The sequence below is a fragment of the Herbaspirillum sp. AP02 genome, from assembly GCF_015767275.1.
Classification (GTDB): Bacteria; Pseudomonadota; Gammaproteobacteria; order Burkholderiales; family Burkholderiaceae_D; genus Herbaspirillum.
This window is the reverse complement of sequence record NZ_JADWMY010000001.1, coordinates 975,906-993,418: the sequence shown is the minus strand read 5'-3', so window position 1 is coordinate 993,418 and position 17,513 is coordinate 975,906. Positions and strand designations below refer to the sequence as shown.

General features: G+C 62.5%; 18 protein-coding genes and 1 tRNA gene. 13 read left to right on the top strand and 6 right to left on the bottom strand.

Translation table 11 applies throughout. The annotated features are described in order from the left end of the window. The first annotated feature begins 227 nt into the window (after window positions 1-227). Window positions 228-2,366 (top strand): polyribonucleotide nucleotidyltransferase, encoded by a 2,139-nt coding sequence (pnp, locus tag I5R65_RS04475; RefSeq protein ID WP_180667458.1) that lies wholly within the window; start codon window positions 228-230, stop codon window positions 2,364-2,366. 348 nt (window positions 2,367-2,714) lie between these two features. Further along, on the top strand, window positions 2,715-4,007 hold the full coding sequence (locus I5R65_RS04470) for an NAD(P)/FAD-dependent oxidoreductase (RefSeq protein WP_180667459.1): 1,293 nt from the start codon (window positions 2,715-2,717) through the stop codon (window positions 4,005-4,007). An 84-nt stretch (window positions 4,008-4,091) separates the two neighbouring features. Here I5R65_RS04470 and I5R65_RS04465 read toward each other — a convergent pair whose 3' ends face one another. The 6 genes from I5R65_RS04465 to pxpB form a co-directional block, all read right to left on the bottom strand. Beyond that, complete coding sequence (locus I5R65_RS04465; RefSeq protein WP_180667461.1) at window positions 4,092-5,096, bottom strand: DUF2891 domain-containing protein; 1,005 nt, start codon at window positions 5,094-5,096, stop codon at window positions 4,092-4,094. Window positions 5,097-5,173: 77 nt separating this feature from the next. Continuing rightward, window positions 5,174-6,160: a DUF979 domain-containing protein gene (locus I5R65_RS04460; RefSeq protein WP_180667462.1), complete on the bottom strand. Its 987-nt coding sequence runs from the start codon at window positions 6,158-6,160 to the stop codon at window positions 5,174-5,176. After that, the gene (locus tag I5R65_RS04455; protein ID WP_180667464.1) at window positions 6,157-6,885 is read right to left on the bottom strand and encodes a DUF969 domain-containing protein; all 729 of its coding nucleotides are present in this window, start codon (window positions 6,883-6,885) and stop codon (window positions 6,157-6,159) included. Before I5R65_RS04455 ends, I5R65_RS04460 begins: the two co-directional genes overlap by 4 nt. Before the next feature lie 213 nt (window positions 6,886-7,098). Continuing rightward, the gene (pxpA, locus tag I5R65_RS04450; RefSeq protein ID WP_180667465.1) at window positions 7,099-7,839 is read right to left on the bottom strand and encodes a 5-oxoprolinase subunit PxpA; all 741 of its coding nucleotides are present in this window, start codon (window positions 7,837-7,839) and stop codon (window positions 7,099-7,101) included. A 10-nt stretch (window positions 7,840-7,849) separates the two neighbouring features. Further along, a complete protein-coding gene (locus I5R65_RS04445) occupies window positions 7,850-8,884 on the bottom strand; it encodes a biotin-dependent carboxyltransferase family protein (protein WP_180667467.1) in 1,035 nt (344 codons plus the stop codon). Beyond that, window positions 8,881-9,534: a 5-oxoprolinase subunit PxpB gene (gene pxpB / locus I5R65_RS04440; protein ID WP_180667469.1), complete on the bottom strand. Its 654-nt coding sequence runs from the start codon at window positions 9,532-9,534 to the stop codon at window positions 8,881-8,883. The genes I5R65_RS04445 and pxpB overlap by 4 nt, the downstream gene beginning before the upstream one ends. A gap of 211 nt (window positions 9,535-9,745) precedes the next feature. Here pxpB and I5R65_RS04435 point away from each other — a divergent pair, with 211 nt between their 5' ends. The 11 genes from I5R65_RS04435 to nuoF all read left to right on the top strand — a co-directional run bounded on the left by I5R65_RS04435 (window position 9,746) and on the right by nuoF (window position 17,483). Further along, window positions 9,746-10,273: a winged helix DNA-binding protein gene (locus I5R65_RS04435; protein ID WP_102664574.1), complete on the top strand. Its 528-nt coding sequence runs from the start codon at window positions 9,746-9,748 to the stop codon at window positions 10,271-10,273. A gap of 27 nt (window positions 10,274-10,300) precedes the next feature. Then, window positions 10,301-11,278: an NAD(P)H-quinone oxidoreductase gene (locus I5R65_RS04430; RefSeq protein ID WP_180667470.1), complete on the top strand. Its 978-nt coding sequence runs from the start codon at window positions 10,301-10,303 to the stop codon at window positions 11,276-11,278. 101 nt (window positions 11,279-11,379) lie between these two features. Continuing rightward, window positions 11,380-12,129 carry a triose-phosphate isomerase gene (gene tpiA, locus I5R65_RS04425; RefSeq protein ID WP_180667472.1) on the top strand — a complete coding sequence of 250 codons (750 nt, stop codon included), beginning with the start codon at window positions 11,380-11,382 and terminating at the stop codon, window positions 12,127-12,129. A gap of 82 nt (window positions 12,130-12,211) precedes the next feature. After that, the gene (gene secG, locus I5R65_RS04420; protein WP_180667473.1) at window positions 12,212-12,595 is read left to right on the top strand and encodes a preprotein translocase subunit SecG; all 384 of its coding nucleotides are present in this window, start codon (window positions 12,212-12,214) and stop codon (window positions 12,593-12,595) included. Between the two features lie 109 nt (window positions 12,596-12,704). Beyond that, window positions 12,705-12,789: transfer RNA gene (locus I5R65_RS04415), tRNA-Leu, on the top strand. Window positions 12,790-12,908: 119 nt separating this feature from the next. After that, on the top strand, window positions 12,909-13,268 hold the full coding sequence (locus I5R65_RS04410; RefSeq protein WP_006712939.1) for an NADH-quinone oxidoreductase subunit A: 360 nt from the start codon (window positions 12,909-12,911) through the stop codon (window positions 13,266-13,268). A 3-nt stretch (window positions 13,269-13,271) separates the two neighbouring features. Then, complete coding sequence (locus I5R65_RS04405) at window positions 13,272-13,748, top strand: NADH-quinone oxidoreductase subunit B family protein (protein WP_006712940.1); 477 nt, start codon at window positions 13,272-13,274, stop codon at window positions 13,746-13,748. Between the two features lie 9 nt (window positions 13,749-13,757). Next, complete coding sequence (locus I5R65_RS04400; protein ID WP_180667474.1) at window positions 13,758-14,354, top strand: NADH-quinone oxidoreductase subunit C; 597 nt, start codon at window positions 13,758-13,760, stop codon at window positions 14,352-14,354. Next, a complete protein-coding gene (locus I5R65_RS04395; RefSeq protein ID WP_102664570.1) occupies window positions 14,354-15,607 on the top strand; it encodes an NADH-quinone oxidoreductase subunit D in 1,254 nt (417 codons plus the stop codon). The genes I5R65_RS04400 and I5R65_RS04395 overlap by 1 nt, the downstream gene beginning before the upstream one ends. A 92-nt stretch (window positions 15,608-15,699) precedes the next feature. Continuing rightward, window positions 15,700-16,191, top strand: coding sequence for an NADH-quinone oxidoreductase subunit NuoE (nuoE, locus tag I5R65_RS04390; protein WP_180667476.1), 492 nt, complete (start codon window positions 15,700-15,702; stop codon window positions 16,189-16,191). Further along, window positions 16,188-17,483, top strand: a complete 1,296-nt coding sequence (gene nuoF / locus I5R65_RS04385) for an NADH-quinone oxidoreductase subunit NuoF (RefSeq protein WP_180667478.1) — start codon at window positions 16,188-16,190, stop codon at window positions 17,481-17,483. Before nuoE ends, nuoF begins: the two co-directional genes overlap by 4 nt. Window positions 17,484-17,513: the final 30 nt, after the last annotated feature.

The following is a 17,513-nucleotide window of genomic DNA, read 5'->3' as shown; positions in this document are numbered from 1 at the left end:
AAGCTCAGGCGTGAGCCCGGGCTCAACGAAGCGCAGGGCGCCCTCCCTCAGGGCAGGAATGCATCATCGTTTCATCGCGGAAGTCGGACTGCCGCGTTCGTCGTGAGTGACCGGATTCTCCGGTCACTGTGGTGAGGTGAACGACAGCGCCTGAAAATCTGTCGGCAAAAGGAAGCCCTGCACCGCGGACACAGTCGGGGCAGGCTCCATAAAAGAAAGGAAATACCGTGTTCAATAAAGTTAGCAAGACCTTCCAGTACGGTCAGCATCAAGTCACCCTGGAAACCGGCGAAATCGCTCGCCAGGCCTCCGGTGCCGTCGTGGTCTCGGTGGAAGACACCGTGATCCTGGCGACCGTGGTGGCCCGCAAGGAAGCCAAGCCCGGCCAGGACTTCTTCCCCCTGACCGTCGACTACATCGAGAAGACCTATGCTGCCGGCCGTATCCCCGGTGGTTTCTTCAAGCGTGAAGGCAAGCCCTCCGAAAAGGAAACCCTGACCTCGCGCCTGATCGATCGTCCGATCCGCCCGCTGTTCCCGGAAGGCTACCTCAACGAAGTGCAGGTGATCATCCACGTGCTGTCGGTGAACCCTGAAATCGATCCGGACATCCCCGCCATGATCGGCGCCTCGGCTGCCCTGTCGCTGGCCGGCATCCCCTTCAACGGCCCGGTGGGCGCCGCCCGCGTGGGTTACATCGACGGCCAGTACGTCCTGAACCCGACCCAGACCCAACTGAAGTCCTCGCAACTGGACCTGGTGGTGGCCGGTACCGAAACCGCCGTGCTGATGGTGGAATCCGAAGCCGAACAGCTGTCCGAAGAAGTGATGCTGGGCGCGGTCGTGTTCGGTCACGACCAGTCCAAGGCCGTCATCGAAGCCATCCACGCGCTGGTGCGCGAAGGTGGCAAGCCGGAAGTCCAATGGACTGCCCCGGCCAAGAACGAAGCCCTGATCGCCCGCGTGTCGCAACTGGCCGAAGGCCCGCTGCGCGAAGCCTATCAGACCAAGGACAAGCAAGCCCGTACCGAGAAGCTGAAGGCGGTCTCGGCCCAGGTGAACGAAGCCCTGGTGGCCGAAGCCGTTGCCAATGGCACGGTGGCTGCCGATTCGTCTGACGTCGGTTCCATCCTGTTCGACCTGGAAGCCAAGATCGTGCGTTCGCAGATCCTGGAAGGCGAACCGCGCATCGATGGTCGCGACACCCGCACCGTGCGTCCGATCTCGATCCGTACCGGCGTGCTGCCGCGTACCCACGGCTCGGCCCTGTTCACCCGTGGCGAAACCCAGGCACTGGTCATTGCGACCCTGGGCACCGCCCGTGACGAGCAGAAGATCGACGGCCTGCTGGGCGAATACACCGACCGCTTCATGCTCCACTACAACATGCCTCCGTTCGCCACCGGCGAAACCGGTCGCGTGGGTACCCCGAAGCGTCGTGAAATCGGTCACGGCCGCCTGGCCAAGCGCGCGCTGATCGCCGCGCTGCCGGCTGCCGACGAGTTCAGCTACTCGGTGCGCCTGGTCTCGGAAATCACCGAGTCCAACGGTTCCTCCTCGATGGCGTCGGTGTGCGGCGGCTGCCTGGCACTGATGGACGCCGGCGTGCCGATGAAGGCACATGTCGCCGGTATCGCCATGGGCCTGATCAAGGAAGGCAACAAGTTCGCCGTGCTGACCGACATCCTGGGCGATGAAGATCACCTGGGTGACATGGACTTCAAGGTGGCCGGTACTGCCAATGGCATCACCGCACTGCAGATGGACATCAAGATCCAGGGCATCACCAAGGAAATCATGCAGGTCGCGCTGGAGCAGGCCAAGGAAGGTCGTCACCACATCCTGGACAAGATGCAGGAAGCTGTCCCGGCCGGTCGTGCCGAGCTGTCCGACTTCGCTCCGCGCCTGATCACCATCAAGATCAATCCCGAAAAGATCCGTGACGTGATCGGCAAGGGCGGCGCGGTGATCCGCGCGCTGACCGAAGAAACCGGTACCCAGATCGACATCAGCGACGAAGGCGTGGTCACCATCGCCTCCGTGGATGCATCGGCTGGTCAGGAAGCCAAGCGCCGTATCGAAGAACTGACCGCTTCCGTGGAAGTGGGCAAGGTCTACGAAGGTACCGTCCTGAAGCTGCTGGACTTCGGTGCCATCGTCCAGGTCCTGCCGGGCAAGGATGGTCTGCTGCACATCAGCCAGATCGCCAACGAGCGCGTCAACGCCGTGGCCGACTACCTGAAGGAAGGCCAGCAAGTTCGCGTCAAGGTTCTGGAAACCGACGATCGCGGCCGCCTGAAGCTGTCGATGAAGGCTGCCCAGGCTGAAGAAGGCGGCGAAGCGGCTGCTCCGCTGGACCCGCAGTAAGTCCTGGCTCTGCCGGCGCTGACAAGGCTGCCGGCGAGTGACCGACAGAGAAATCCCCCATGCCTCGCGGCGTGGGGGATTTTTCTTTGGGCGTACGGTCTTGCCTGCTCGCCGGGCAGGACAATCTGTCCCAGTGATTTCGAACCAAAAGTATGAGAACCTGTCCTTCTGCAATGAGGGACATCAAGCTTGGTGCGATGTCCCTGGGTGTCACGGCCGCAAGGGGCGCCGCGTGCCCGTCTGCAGGTGCATCCGAATAGAGAGTAGGGGACATCTGTGGTACCTGATCCGGTGCGAGCCGATGGGTACATACAGGCAGAACAACACATTACTTTTGAAAGGAAGGCAATGCCCCACGTCATCATCATCGGTTGTGGATTCGGCGGCCTGGCTGCCGCGCGCGAGCTGGCCAGTGCCGACCTGCGCATCACCATGATCGATCGCAGCAACCATCACCTGTTCCAGCCGCTGCTGTACCAGGTGGCGACGGCCGGGCTGTCGGCGCCGGCCATCAGCGCGCCGATCCGCGCCATCCTGGCGCACCAGAGCAACCTGACCACCCTGATGGCCGCGGTCATCGGCATTGATACTGCCGGCAAGACCGTCACGCTGGAAGACGGCATCGTGCTGTCCTATGATCATCTGATCGTCGCGGCCGGGTCCACGCACAGCTATTTCGGTCATGACGAGTGGAGCGCGCTGGCCCCCGGTCTGAAGACCCTGGAAGACGCCTTCGAGATCCGCAAGCGCATCCTGATGGCCTTCGAACGGGCCGAGCGCGAAACCGATGCGCGGTGCCGCCAGGAGTGGCTGACCTTTACCGTCATCGGCGGCGGTGCCACCGGCGTGGAAATGGCCGGGACGCTGGTGGAAATCGCCCGGCATACCTTGTCCGGCGAATTCCGCAATATCGATCCGCATTCGGCGCGGGTGGTGCTGGTGGAAGGCTCGGAGCGGGTACTCGGGGCCTATCCACCGGACCTGTCGGAAAAGGCGCGCGAGCAACTGCATAAGCTGGGCGTGGATGTGCGCACCGGCTGTCGCGTGGTGCACATCGACGAGACCTGCGTGCGCTATGCCAATTTCGACGGCGAACAGAGCCTGGCCACGCGCACCGTGATCTGGTCGGCCGGCGTGGCGGCCTCGCCGCTGGGCAAGCAGCTCGGGGTCGAGGTGGACCGCGCCGGTCGCGTACCGGTGTCGCCGGAGCTCAATATCGCCGGGCATGAGGATGTGTACGTGATCGGTGACCTGGCGGCCGCGCAGTCCGATGGCAAGCCGGTGCCGGGCGTGTCGCCGGCGGCCAAGCAGATGGGGCGGGTGGCAGCGCGCAATATCAGGCATCGCATCGCGGGCCAGAAGCCCGAGACCTTCGTCTATCAGGACTACGGTTCGCTGGCCACCATCGGGCGCAAGGCCGCCATCGCCATGGTCGGCAAGCTGAAGTTCTCGGGCTACCCGGCCTGGCTGTTCTGGCTGTTCGTGCACGTGTACTTCCTGATCGGCTTCCGCAACCGCATCATGGTGATGGCCGACTGGGCCTGGGCCTACTTCACCTTCAAGCGCAGTGCGCGGGTGATCTCGGCGACCATGCCCACGCAGGGCGAGGCGACCTCACTGCGCAAGGAAGTGGCCGAGTAGTTTTCGCCGCCTCACAGAAACAACGCCCGCGTTTCCATGGCTGGAAGCGCGGGCGTTGTGCTGTGTGGAGAAAGGGCGTCGGCCTCAGTCTTCCAGCGCCAGCATGGCGAAGCTGGCCAGCCAGTGGCCGCCGCTGTAGTGGCTGCCGACCACCTGATCGATGGAGGCGGCGATGTGACGCTGTACGGAGGTCTCCATGGCAGCCCGTGCCGCGTGGGTGGCGGGCAGGTGTCGCAGCACGGTCTTCATGCACCAGGCACGCGACAGGTTCAGGCCATCCAGGTGGGCGATCTTGGGATCGGTGGGGTCCGAGACATGCGCCGGCTGCATGATCTGCGAGACCTCGGCCACGCGGGGCAGGTAGCGGTCGAACCAGGCGGGGAAGTCCGCGCTGGAAAGAACTTTGCTCATCAGGAGCGCTTCGGTCAGCGCGCCGGAAATGTACTCGTCTCCGCCCGGTTCATAGTGAGCGGGATAGTCGGTGTCCTTGCTGAAATACCGAAGGGCACTGTCTACGATCACCGTTTCCAGTTCGCTGTCCTGCACGTGGCGTGCATAGTCCAGCGAGAGCGCCAGTGCGAAGGCGGTGTTGTAGTGGGTACCCACGCGGATGGGATAGCTGAGCGTGGAGAGATAGTCCAGCAGGCGGCTGCGGATTTCCATGGTCAGTGGTGCCATGGCGCTGCGCCAGGCAGCGGCGCGGGGCAGGGTCGATTGTGCCAGTTCCTGGTCCAGCGCCAGGATCCAGCCGAAGCCATAGGGGCGTTCGAAGGGGCCGCGACCGCCGACGCGGAAGTAATCGGTCTCGCGTTCCATCAGTTCCCGCGTGAAGTGCTCATCGAAGATGTCTTCGATGTCGCTGCGCGCCAGCAGGGCGGGGAAGCGCTGCACGCAGCGCAGCAGCAGCCAGAAGCCGTGGACTGCCGAGTGCCAGTCGTAGCAGCCGTAGAACACCGGATGCATGGCGCGCGGCGAGAGTACGTCTGCTGCGCCATGGAGCACATGCATGATGTGGTTGGGATATTCCTGGCGCAGGTAGGCCAGTGGCATGCGGGCAAACGCGTCGGCCCGTTCGAGGGTGAGTTGCATGGGGACTCCTTGAAGCTAGATGAAGCGACGCCACCTGCGCCGATGGGGCAGAGCGGCGTCTTGCCGTTTCGCGGGGATCAGCGGAAGGCGAGGAAATACATCAGGAACACGTTGACCGTCAGCAGCGTCAGGGCGGTCGGAATCTGCACCTTGATGACCTGGTACTTGTTCTTCAGTTCCAGCAGTGCGGCCGGCACGATGTTGTAGTTGGCCGCCATGGGGGTCATCAAGGTCCCGCAGTAGCCGGAGTACATGCCGATGGCCACCAGCGGCGCCGGGTCGGCATGATGGCCGACGATCAGGAAGGGCAGGGCGATGCCCGCGCTCATCACCGGGAAGGCGGCAAAGGCGTTCCCCATCACCATGGTGAACAACGCCATGCCCACGCAATAGATCACCACCACCAGGAAGCGGTTGTCCGGATTGACGAACAGACTCACCACCTGTTGCACCGAGCTACCGGTCTTGGCAGCCACGAAGACGCCCCCCAGCATGGCCAGCATCAGCGGCAGGATGGCTGCCCAGCCGATCGAGTCCACCAGCCGGCGCGACTGGCGCACCGCCTGCAGCGGCGTGCCACGGGTCAGCATGCAACCGGCGATGAGGGCGCAGATACAGGCTACGCAGAGTGCGGCCAGGGTCAGTTGCTTCTGGTCCAGCAGCATCACGCCACCGACCGATACGCCCTTGAGCAGCACGGTACAGGCCACCGTGATCACCGGGATCAGCACGGCCGGGAAGAACAGCCAGTTGCCCAGGCGCTTGGCCGAGCTCACGCGTTCTTCGTAGCTCGAGGTGGCATAGCTGCCCATGGAAAGCATGCCGGTACCGGCGATGAGCGAGATGATGATGACGGTAGCGCCGATGATGCGGTGAGCCATGGACTTGCCCAGGTTCTCCACCAGCAGGTCGCCGAACAGGAACACGGCGCCGAACAGGAACCAGAACAGTGCCGTGCTCAGGCGCTTGGGGTTGCCCTTGTCGCGCAGGGTCATCACCACCAGCATCATGACGATGATGCCGATGAGATAGTAGATGCGGTTGATGGAAATGAGCGTGTTCATGCGGTCACCTTGGCGGAGTCGGTTTGGCCGGCTTTCCAGGCATCCACGTCGCGGCGGATGGAGGCGTCCAGGCGGGTCAGGCGGAACATGTGGATCACCAGCGCCGAGAGGGCGGTGGGAATGGCCCACAGGCCGATGTGCAGCGGTTCGATGTTGGTGATGCCGTTTTCCTTGAGGAAGGCATCCATCAGCAGGACGGCGCCGAAGGCGATGAAGATGTCCTCGCCGAAGAACACGGCGATGTTGTCACAGGCGGCAGCGTGCGCCTTGATCTTGTCGCGGATGGGCTGTGGCAGGTCTTCGCCATAGGCATTGACGGCGGCACCCTCGGCCATGGGGGCCAGCAGCGGACGCACGGTCTGCGCCTGGCCACCGAGATAGATCAGGCCCAGTGCGGCAGTTCCTTCACGCAGCAGGAAATAGAGCATCAGGATGCGCGCAGAAGTGGCGCTGGCAATGCCCGAAATCCAGGCCTGTGCACGTTCCTTCAGACCGTAGTGTTCCAGCAGCCCGATGATGGGCAGGATCAGCAGGAAAGTCGCCAGCGAACGGCTGTTGACGAACTTCTCGCCGAAGGTTTCCAGCAGCATGCCGAAATCCATGCCGACCGAGAGTCCGGTCGTCAGTCCCGCGACCGTGACCACCAGCAGCGGGTTGAAACGTAGTGCAAATCCGGCCACGACGATCGGTATCCCGATCAGTGGCAATAGTGTCGTGCTCTCCATGAAGACTCCTGGTTGTGAATGAGTTGAACCAGTCGCTGCAAGGGCCATGCCAGCCTGGCCGTAGCCTCCCTGCTGATGCGCCCTGGTGGATGCAGGCATGGCGTAGCCGCGGTCACATGGTCTTCCTGCGTCGACATTTCTAATTGTTATGGGGTACTGCAATTTGCCCGGCGACCGGACAATTCCTGAGGCGCGCTAGCGCCGATAAGCTGTTCAGGCCGCGGCACGCACGGCAATGCGTTCTTCATGCAGGCGGGCGCGGATCTGGCGCGCGAAATCCAGTGCATGCGGGCCGTCACCGTGCAGACAGACGGTCTGGGCATGCACGCTGACGATGCTGCCGTCGATGGCCTTGACCTGCTTCTGCCGGACCAGCATCAGGGTCTGGGCGATGGCGTCCTGATCGTTCTCGATCATGGCGCCCGGCTTGCTGCGTGCCACCAGGCTGCCATCGGCCTCGTAGGCGCGATCGGCGAAGACTTCTTCCACCGCGTTGAGGTCGGCATGACGGGCGGCGGCAATCAGTTCGCTGCCGGCCAGGCCAACCAGGCTCAGTTCGGGATTGAAGGTGCGGATGGCGGCGCAGATGGCGTTGGCCAGCACGGCGTCCTTGGCGGCTTGGTTGTAGAGCGCACCATGCGGCTTGACGTGGCGCAGGCGGCCGCCTTCGGCGCGCACGATGGCGTCCAGCGCACCGAGTTGGTAGAGCATGCCGCTGACGATGTCTTCGGGTGGCAGGTGCATGGTGCTGCGGCCGAAGTTCTCGCGGTCGGGGAAGCTGGGGTGGGCGCCAATGGCGACGTGATTCTGGATCGCCCAGCGCACGCAGCGGCGCATGGTGGCGGCGTCGCCGGCATGCCAGCCGCAGGCGATGTTGGCCGAGCTGACCAGGGTCAACAGTTCTTCATCGGTGTCGCAGCCTTCGCCGAGATCGGCATTCAGGTCGATGTGCATGGCGTCATCCTCATTTCTTGTAGAGCGTGGCGCGCGACCAGCCTAGCGCGGCCACCGTATCGCCGATGGTATCGAGATAGCGTTGCTGCTCCTCGGCGGCGAGCAGGGCCTGGTCCAGGGTGCAGGGCTCAAGCCGCAGGGTGGCATTGAGCGGTGCCTGCGCCAGCTTCCACAGATCGGCGCCGATGACCACGCCGATCTTGGGATAGCCCCCGGTGGTCTGGGCATCACCCATCAGGATGATGGGCTGGCCCGAAGGCGGTACCTGGATCACGCCCGGTACCACGCCATGGGAGAGCATGTCGCGGGCGTGCTTGCGCTTGAGTTCCTCGCCTTCCAGCCGGTAGCCCATGCGGTTGCTGCTGGGCGTGATGCGCCAGGGCGTGGACCAGAAGGCGTCGCGTGCAGCTTTGGTGAATTCCTCGATCTCCGGACCGGGCAAGACGCGCAGCGTGACATGTCCGCCGCGCTGATGCGCTTGCCGTTCGCTGCGGTTCCAGTCGGGGGCGCGTACGCCGAAGGCCGGGCCGCTGACCGCGCGCAGGGCGGCCTGGTCGTCGCCGACGGCGAGTTTGTCGCCTCGCTTGAGGGCGCGTCCCTGATGGCCGCCGAAGCCAGCTTTCAGGTCGGTGCTGCGCGAACCCAGGACCACGGGCACATCGATGCCGCCGGCCACAGCCAGGTAGCTGCGCATGCTGTGGCGCGCGGGGTGCTGCGGCAGGTCGGATGCCACGGGAGCGAAGCGGAGCACGCTGCCGGCGCTGACCGGCAGGCTCCAGCAGGCCGATATCGGTTTGCCGTCCAGCGTGGCACCGACATCGTCACCGCCGAGTGCAATGCGGGTGGCACGGCCAAAGCGCAGTTCGCAGATACCCATGGTGATCTCGATGCCGGCGGCGCCGGGTGCGTTGCCGACCAGCAGGTTGGCGCTGGCCAGGGCCAGTGCGTTGAGGGCGCCACCGGGATGGATGCCCTGGCTGCGGTGGCCGGGGCGTCCGAGGTCTTGTACCGAGGCCAGCATGCCGGGTTGGAGGATCTCGATCATGCGTCGATCCTTTCCACCGTGAAGCGCACATGGTCACCCGGGCATAGCAACGTCGGTGGTTCCTGGGCCGGGTCGAACAGGTGCAGCGCGGTCTGGCCGATCACCTGCCAGCCGCCGGGCGAGGGCATCGGGTAGATGCCGGTCTGCTCGCCGCCGATGCCCACTGAACCGGCGGGAATGGTCATGCGCGGCGTGGTGTGGCGCGGCGTGGCCAGTTCCGGTGCCAGGCCGCCCATATAGGCAAAGCCCGGCATGAAGCCGAGGAAATAGACCACGTAGTCAGCGGCGCTATGGCGCCTGATGACTTCTTCCCGGGACAGGCCGGTATGGCGCGCCACGTTCTCCAGGTCAGGGCCCGCATCGCCGCCGTAGACCACCGGGATCTCGACCACGCGACCCTGATAGCGGCTGGCGTGCAGTCCGGGCCAGGCTTGCGTGATGCGCTCGCGCAAGAGCTCCAGGTCACGCACCGGGCGGTGCGTGAACAGGGTCAGATTGTTCATGCCGGGGACTACTTCGCTGACCTCGTCCCATTGGGCGGCCAGTTGGGCCAGGTTCCAGATGCGCTGCTGCTGGGGCAGGCTCGCAGGCGCGGGCAGGCTGCAGAGCAGTGCGCTGTCGCCTAGCGGATGAATCTTCGGGGGCTGCATGTTCTTGTTGTTGCTCGGTATGGATGAAGCGATCGGCCCGTGGTGGCGTCGGCGCGTGGATCGGCGGCAGTTCTTGTCGGCTTGTAAATTAAAGGCGACTACCTGGATGCCGATATTACCTTCCGCGCAAAATACAGACAATGTGTCGATAAATTATTTATTTTGCTTTGCGATATAGTGTTGCCATTTTGTCGTGACTGAACTTGCCCTGATGAACCAGCCCAACCCACCTTCCACCTCACCCCAGATCGTCTCTTCCCAGCATCTGGTTTCCGAGCGCAGTGCCGAGATGTCCGAGCTGGAATACGGATTGATCATGGCGGGCAACGCCTTCAACCGCTGGATGGTGCGCTGCATGTCGGCCGCCGGCGCCAAGGACATGACGGCCATCGAGGTCTCCCTGCTGCACCATGTGAACCACCGCGAGCGCAAGAAGAAGCTGGCCGACATCTGCTTCGTGTTGAACGTCGAAGACACCCACGTGGTCACCTATGCATTGAAGAAGCTGGTGAAGGCCGGCCTGGTGCAGAGCGAGAAGGCCGGCAAGGAACTGCTGTTTTCCACCACGCCCGAGGGGCAGGCGCTGTGCATGCGCTACCGCGAAGTGCGCGAGCGCTGTCTCATCGAGACCCAGGCCGAAAGCGGCGTCTCCAATCACGACATCGGCCAGGCGGCCCAGCTGTTGCGCAATGCCTCCGGGCTCTATGACACGGCTGCGCGCGCCGCAGCGTCGCTCTGAACCCACTATCGATCAAGGACAGGACCCATGCGAGCAATCGAAATCAAGGAATTTGGCGGCCCCGAGGTATTGCAACCCTGCGAGCGCCCGGTACCGGAGTTGAAGCCCGGTGAAGTATTGATCAAGGTGCACGCAGCCGGCGTGAACCGTCCGGATGTATTCCAGCGTACCGGCAACTATCCGGTGCCGCCGGGCGCGTCCGACCTGCCTGGCCTGGAAGTGGCCGGCGAGATCGTGGCCGGTGAGCTGGGCGACAGCGGCTTCAAGCTGGGCGACCTGGTCTGTGCGCTGGTGCAGGGTGGTGGCTATGCCGAATACTGTGCGGCCCCGCTGGCGCAGTGCCTGCCGGTGCCCAAGGGGTTGAGCGCCCTGGAGGCGGCCGCGCTGCCGGAAAACTACTTCACGGTCTGGAGCAATGTCTTCGACCGGGGGCAATTGTCGGGCGAGGAAACCCTGCTGGTGCAGGGCGGCTCGTCCGGGATCGGCGTGACGGCCATCCAGATCGCCCGCGCCCTGGGGCATCGTGTGTTCGCTACTGCCGGCAGCGCCGAAAAGTGCCGGGCCTGCGAAGAGCTCGGTGCGGAACGCGCCATCAACTACAAGACCGAGGACTTCGAGGCCGTGGTCAAGGAATTGACCGGTGGTCGTGGGGTGGATGTCATCCTGGATATGGTCGGTGGGGATTACCTGCCGCGCGAGATCAAGGCGCTGGCCGATGATGGTCGTCTGGTCTTCATCGCCCAACTGGGCGGCGCCAAGGGGCAGCTCGACATGGGGCAGGTGATGCGTCGCCGCCTGACCATCACCGGATCGACCCTGCGCCCGCGCCCGGTGGCGTTCAAGGCCGCCATTGCCGCCAATCTGCGTCAGCACGTCTGGCCGCTGATCGAGGCAGGCAAGATCAAGCCGGTGATCCACCAGCGTTTCCCGCTGGAACAGGCGGCCCAGGCCCACGCGATGATGGAATCGAGTGCCCACATCGGCAAGATCATGCTGGAATTGTAGGCGCGCAGGTGGGGATGGGTGGTCCGGTTTGACCGCCTTTACAGCAACCGGCTACAATACGAGGTTATCCAAATTGACACCCATCTCGTAGATCACAGCCTATGCGTCGTAAACTCGTAGCCGGTAACTGGAAAATGAACGGCAGCCTGGCTGCCAATGCGGCCCTGGTGGCCGGCATCAAGGAAGGCCTGCCGGCCACTGTCTGCGACGTCGCGGTATGCGTGCCGGCGCCTTACCTGGCGCAGGTGCAGGGCGCGGTGGCGGGTTCGTCCGTGGCGCTGGGTGCACAAGACATGTCGGCCTACGCCTCCGGTGCATACACCGGCGAGGTCTCGGCTGCGATGCTGCAGGAATTTGGTGTGCAATATGTCATCCTCGGTCACTCCGAGCGTCGCGCCTATCATGGCGAATCCGACGCGGCGGTGGCGGCCAAGACGGTGGCGGCATTGAAGGCCGGCCTGGTGCCGGTGGTCTGCGTGGGTGAAACGCTGGAGCAGCGCGAAGCCGGCCAGACCAATGAAATCGTGGGCGGTCAGCTTGATGTGGTGCTGACGGCCTTGAGTGTTGAGGATGCGGCGCGCATCGTGGTGGCTTACGAGCCTGTCTGGGCCATCGGCACCGGCAAGACGGCAACGCCGGAAATGGCGCAGGAAGTGCACGCCATGCTGCGTGCGCGACTGGGTGCCAAGAGTGCCGAAGCCGCCGCCAAGGTGTGCATCCTGTATGGCGGCAGCATGAAGCCGGACAACGCGCAGCAATTGCTGGCCATGGCCGATATCGATGGTGGTCTCATCGGCGGCGCGGCACTGAAGGCAACGGATTTTCTGGCCATCGTCAACGCGGCGGCCTGAAGGGTAGAGTAAGGGGTTTGTCAGTTGCGGAAGGGATACTTCGGCGGCGGGCAATTGAAACATCAAGAGTGGACTTGTTTAAATGAATACATTGTTTTTGGTTGTGGTTGTAGTTCAGGTGCTGGCAGCGCTGGCGATCATCGGTCTGGTGCTGTTGCAGCACGGTAAAGGCGCCGACATGGGTGCGGCCTTTGGCTCGGGTGCATCCGGCAGCCTGTTTGGTGCCACCGGCTCGTCGAACTTCCTGTCCAAGTCGACCGCGGTGGCGGCCGGTATCTTCTTCGTCGCGACCCTGGGTCTGACGTTCATCGGCAATCATCACGTGGCGCAAAGCGGCGGCGTGATGGATAATCTGCAGGCGCCGGCCGCTCCTGCCCAGCAAGCTGCACCGGCTGCACCGGCTGCTCCTGCTGCCCCGGCTGACGCTGCCAAGCCGGCTGACCAGTCGAATCAGATTCCGAAATAAGCCTTTGCGTATTCTGGAATAATCCCGGAATAAACATAGAAGAATCTTTCTTTTTAGCTGATTGTGCATTGAACAAGAGTAACAAATGAAGGTACAATAGCAGTCTCAGGCCGACGTGGTGAAATTGGTAGACACGCTATCTTGAGGGGGTAGTGGCGAAAGCTGTACGAGTTCGAGTCTCGTCGTCGGCACCATAGAAATGAAATGAAAAGCCAGCGAAGGTCCTAGTGCCTGAGCTGGCTTTTTGTCGAGGAAGTTTCTGATTGATATTGAGAATCATTCCCATCGATAAACCAACGCATAGCGGCCAATCGTGAACCTCGAAAATTACTTCCCAGTCCTCCTGTTTATTCTTGTCGGCATCGGTGTCGGTGTCGCTCCCCAGCTCCTCGGTCGTCTCCTCGGTCCGCACAAGCCGGACGCTCAAAAAACTTCTCCTTACGAATGCGGTTTCGAAGCATTCGAAGATGCGCGCATGAAATTCGATGTGCGCTACTACCTGATCGCCATCCTGTTCATCCTGTTTGATCTGGAAACCGCCTTCTTCTTCCCTTGGGGCGTGTCCATGCGTGAGCTGGGCTGGCAAGGTTTCGTCACGATGATGGTCTTCATCGCTGAATTTGTTGTCGGATTTTGGTACATCTGGAAAAAGGGTGCCCTGGATTGGGAGTAAGCCATGTCTATTGAAGGCGTATTGAATGAGGGGTTTGTTACCACCTCGCTGGATAAGGTAATCAACTGGACCCGTACCGGATCCCTGTGGCCCATGACCTTCGGTCTGGCCTGCTGCGCGGTTGAAATGATGCACGTCGGTGCTTCGCGTTACGACCTGGACCGCTTCGGTGCGGTGTTCCGTCCGTCGCCGCGCCAGTCCGACCTGATGATCGTGGCTGGTACCCTGTGCAACAAGATGGCGCCGGCGCTGCGCAAGGTCTACGACCAGATGCCGGAACCGCGCTGGGTCATTTCCATGGGCTCCTGTGCCAATGGTGGTGGCTACTATCACTACTCCTATTCGGTGGTGCGCGGTTGCGATCGCATCGTGCCGGTGGACGTGTACGTTCCGGGTTGCCCGCCGACGGCTGAGGCACTGCTGTATGGCGTGATCCAGCTGCAGAACAAGATCAAGCGCACCAACACCATCGCGCGCTAAGAGGGCAGTATGACGACTAAATTGGAAACTCTCGAAGCCGCCCTGCGTAATGCGCTTGGAGGGTATCTTCAGAATCTGACCGTGGCCCTCGGTGAAGTCACCGTGGTGGTCAAGGCGACCGACTATCTGTCGGCCATGCGCGTTCTGCGCGACCATGCCGACACCCGCTTCGAACAGCTGCTCGATCTGTGCGGTGTGGACTATTCGGCCTACGGCGATGGCGCCTGGGAGGGCCCGCGCTTTGCCGTGGTGTCGCACCTGATGTCGATTGCGCACAACTGGCGCGTGCGTGTGCGCGTGTTTGCTCCGGATGATGACCTGCCCATCGTGGCCTCGGTCGATCCGATCTGGAATTCGGCTGGCTGGTACGAACGCGAAGCCTTCGACTTCTACGGCATCCTGTTTGATGGTCACCCCGACCTGCGTCGCATCCTGACCGACTATGGCTTCATCGGCCATCCGTTCCGCAAGGACTTCCCGGTGTCGGGCTATGTCGAAATGCGCTACGACGCCGAGCAGAAACGCGTCATCTATCAACCCGTGACGATCGAGCCGCGAGAGATTACTCCGCGCATCATTCGTGAAGAAAACTACGGGATCAAATAATGGCAGAGATCAAAAACTATACGCTGAACTTCGGTCCCCAGCACCCGGCCGCGCACGGTGTGCTGCGTCTGGTGCTCGAGCTGGACGGTGAAGTCATCCAGCGCGCCGACCCCCATATCGGCCTGCTGCATCGTGGCACCGAAAAGCTGGCCGAGCAGAAGACCTTCCTGCAGTCCGTGCCCTACATGGATCGCCTGGACTACGTCTCGATGATGAGCAACGAGCACGGTTACGTGCTGGCCATCGAACGCCTGCTGGGTCTGGAAGTGCCGCTGCGCGCGCAGTACATCCGCGTGATGTTCGACGAGATCACCCGTTTGCTGAACCACCTGATGTGGATCGGCGCGCATGCGCTGGACGTGGGCGCGATGGGCGTGCTGCTGTATGCCTTCCGCGAGCGCGAAGACCTGTTCGACTGCTACGAAGCCGTCTCCGGCGCCCGTATGCACGCGGCCTACTATCGTCCGGGTGGCGTCTATCGCGACCTGCCGGACAGCATGCCGCAATACAAGGCATCGATCGTGCGTAACGACAAGGCCATCCGCGAACTGAACGAAAACCGTCAGGGCTCGCTGCTGGACTTCATCGAAGACTTCACCAACCGTTTCCCGACCTATGTCGACGAATACGAGACCCTGCTGACCGATAACCGTATCTGGAAGCAGCGTCTGGTGGGCGTGGGTGTGGTCTCGCCGGAACGCGCGCTGCAGATGGGCTTCTCCGGTCCGATGCTGCGTGGTTCGGGCATCGCCTGGGACTTGCGCAAGAAGCAGCCCTACGAAGTCTACGACCTGATGGATTTCGATATCCCCGTGGGCAAGAACGGCGACTGCTATGACCGCTACCTGGTGCGCGTGGCCGAAATGCGCCAGTCGAACCGCATCATCAAGCAGTGCGTGGAGTGGTTGCGCAACAACCCGGGGCCGGTCATCACCGACAACCACAAGATCGCTCCTCCCAAGCGCGCGGACATGAAGTCCAACATGGAAGACCTGATCCACCACTTCAAGCTGTTCACCGAAGGTTTCCGCGTGCCTGCCGGCGAAGCGTATGCCGCCGTCGAGCACCCGAAGGGCGAATTCGGCATCTACCTGGTCTCGGACGGTGCCAACAAGCCGTACCGCCTGAAGATCCGTGCCCCGGGCTTTGCCCACCTGCAGGCCCTGAACGAAATGGCCAAGGGTCACATGATTGCCGACGCGGTCACCATCATCGGTACGCAAGACATCGTGTTCGGGGAAATCGACCGGTAAGTCGAGCAAGAGTAAGAGTCAAGGCGGGCTTCGATGAGAAGCCCGTCAGGTTTGGGGAATATCCAATAACCGCGCAGTAATGATGCGCATGGATGGCCAACGATATGCTGTTAAGTCAAGAAGCCCTTAAGAAGATCGATCGCGAACTCGCGAAATACCCGGCGGACCAACGCCAGTCTGCGGTCATGTCCGCGCTGCGTATCGCCCAGGTGGAACATGGCTGGTTGCCGGCCGAGTTGCAGCAGGAAATCGCCGACTACATCGGCATGCCCGCCGTGGCTGTGCAGGAAGTCGCGACCTTCTACAACATGTTCAACACCAGCCCGGTGGGCAAGCACAAGATCACCGTGTGCACCAACCTGCCGTGTCTGCTGTCGGGGGGCGAACGTGCCGCCCATCACCTGAAGCACAAGCTGGGCATCGATTATCGCGAAACCTCGGCCGACGGCCAGTTCACGCTGATGGAAGGCGAGTGCATGGGCGCGTGCGGCGACGCACCGGTCATGCTGGTCAACAACCATCAGATGTGCAGCTGGATGTCCAACGAAAAGATCGACGCGCTGCTGGAGGAACTGAAGAAATGACCTGCCTGCACGACCGCCACATCAAACCGCTGATCCTCGCCGACTTGAATGGCGAGAACTGGCACCTCGAGGATTACGTCAAGCGCGGCGGCTACGAGTCGCTCAAGCGCATCCTCAACGACAAGATCACGCCTGAACAAGTCATCGCCGACCTCAAGGCCTCCGGCCTGCGTGGTCGCGGTGGCGCTGGTTTCCCGACCGGTCTGAAGTGGAGCTTCATGCCGCGCCAGTTCCCGGGGCAGAAGTACCTCGTCTGCAATACAGATGAAGGTGAACCCGGGACCTTCAAGGACCGTGACATCATTCGTTACAATCCGCACGCCTTGATCGAAGGCATGATCATCGGCGGCTACGCGATGGGTATCACGGTCGGCTACAACTATATCCACGGTGAAATCTTCTCCGCCTACGAGCGTTTCGAAGAAGCACTGGAGGAGGCGCGCGCCGCCGGCCTGCTGGGCAACAACATCCTGGGTACCGACTTCAGTTTCCAGCTGCATGCGCACCATGGTTATGGTGCCTACATCTGCGGCGAGGAAACCGCGCTGCTGGAATCGCTGGAAGGCAAGAAGGGCCAGCCGCGCTTCAAGCCGCCGTTCCCGGCCAGCTTCGGCCTGTACGGCAAGCCGACCACCATCAACAACACCGAGACCTTTGCGGCCGTGCCCTTCATCTTCAAGGTCGGCCCGCAGGCCTACGCCGAGATGGGCAAGCCCAACAACGGCGGCACCAAGATCTTCTCGATCTCGGGTGACGTCGAGCGTCCGGGCAACTACGAGATCCCGCTGGGTACTCCGTTCTCCACGTTGCTGGAACTGGCAGGTGGCATGCGTGGTGGCAAGAAGATCAAGGCGGTCATCCCCGGCGGCTCGTCTGCACCGGTGATCCGTGGCGATGTCATGATGGACACCACCATGGACTACGATGCCATTGCCAAGGCTGGCTCGATGCTGGGTTCGGGCGCGGTGATCGTGATGGACGAGACCCGCTGCATGGTCAAGTCGCTGCTGCGCCTGTCCTACTTCTACTACGAAGAATCCTGCGGCCAGTGCACGCCGTGCCGCGAAGGCACCGGCTGGATGTACCGCATGGTCGAACGTATCGAGAACGGTCACGGCAAGATGGAAGATCTGGATGTGCTCAACTCCGTGGCCGACAACATCCAGGGGCGCACGATCTGTGCGCTCGGTGATGCAGCGGCCATGCCGGTGCGCGCGTTCGTGAAGAATTTCCGCGAAGAGTTCGAGTACCACATCGAGCACAAACACTGCCTGGTTCCGGCTTACATCTGAACAGGGCAGGGGATGCCGGGCGGGATGCGA

Excerpts from the sequence above, each read along its gene's own strand:
- I5R65_RS04470 (WP_180667459.1), top strand. The coding sequence starts at position 2,715 with ATGCCCCACGTCATCATCATCGGTTGTGGATTCGGCGGCCTGGCTGCC.
- I5R65_RS04465 (WP_180667461.1), bottom strand. The coding sequence starts at position 5,096 with ATGCAACTCACCCTCGAACGGGCCGACGCGTTTGCCCGCATGCCACTG.
- I5R65_RS04460 (WP_180667462.1), bottom strand. The coding sequence starts at position 6,160 with ATGAACACGCTCATTTCCATCAACCGCATCTACTATCTCATCGGCATC.
- I5R65_RS04455 (WP_180667464.1), bottom strand. The coding sequence starts at position 6,885 with ATGGAGAGCACGACACTATTGCCACTGATCGGGATACCGATCGTCGTG.
- pxpA (WP_180667465.1), bottom strand. The coding sequence starts at position 7,839 with ATGCACATCGACCTGAATGCCGATCTCGGCGAAGGCTGCGACACCGAT.
- I5R65_RS04445 (WP_180667467.1), bottom strand. The coding sequence starts at position 8,884 with ATGATCGAGATCCTCCAACCCGGCATGCTGGCCTCGGTACAAGACCTC.
- pxpB (WP_180667469.1), bottom strand. The coding sequence starts at position 9,534 with ATGCAGCCCCCGAAGATTCATCCGCTAGGCGACAGCGCACTGCTCTGC.
- I5R65_RS04435 (WP_102664574.1), top strand. The coding sequence starts at position 9,746 with ATGAACCAGCCCAACCCACCTTCCACCTCACCCCAGATCGTCTCTTCC.
- I5R65_RS04430 (WP_180667470.1), top strand. The coding sequence starts at position 10,301 with ATGCGAGCAATCGAAATCAAGGAATTTGGCGGCCCCGAGGTATTGCAA.
- tpiA (WP_180667472.1), top strand. The coding sequence starts at position 11,380 with ATGCGTCGTAAACTCGTAGCCGGTAACTGGAAAATGAACGGCAGCCTG.
- secG (WP_180667473.1), top strand. The coding sequence starts at position 12,212 with ATGAATACATTGTTTTTGGTTGTGGTTGTAGTTCAGGTGCTGGCAGCG.
- I5R65_RS04405 (WP_006712940.1), top strand. The coding sequence starts at position 13,272 with ATGTCTATTGAAGGCGTATTGAATGAGGGGTTTGTTACCACCTCGCTG.
- I5R65_RS04400 (WP_180667474.1), top strand. The coding sequence starts at position 13,758 with ATGACGACTAAATTGGAAACTCTCGAAGCCGCCCTGCGTAATGCGCTT.
- I5R65_RS04395 (WP_102664570.1), top strand. The coding sequence starts at position 14,354 with ATGGCAGAGATCAAAAACTATACGCTGAACTTCGGTCCCCAGCACCCG.
- nuoE (WP_180667476.1), top strand. The coding sequence starts at position 15,700 with ATGGCCAACGATATGCTGTTAAGTCAAGAAGCCCTTAAGAAGATCGAT.
- nuoF (WP_180667478.1), top strand. The coding sequence starts at position 16,188 with ATGACCTGCCTGCACGACCGCCACATCAAACCGCTGATCCTCGCCGAC.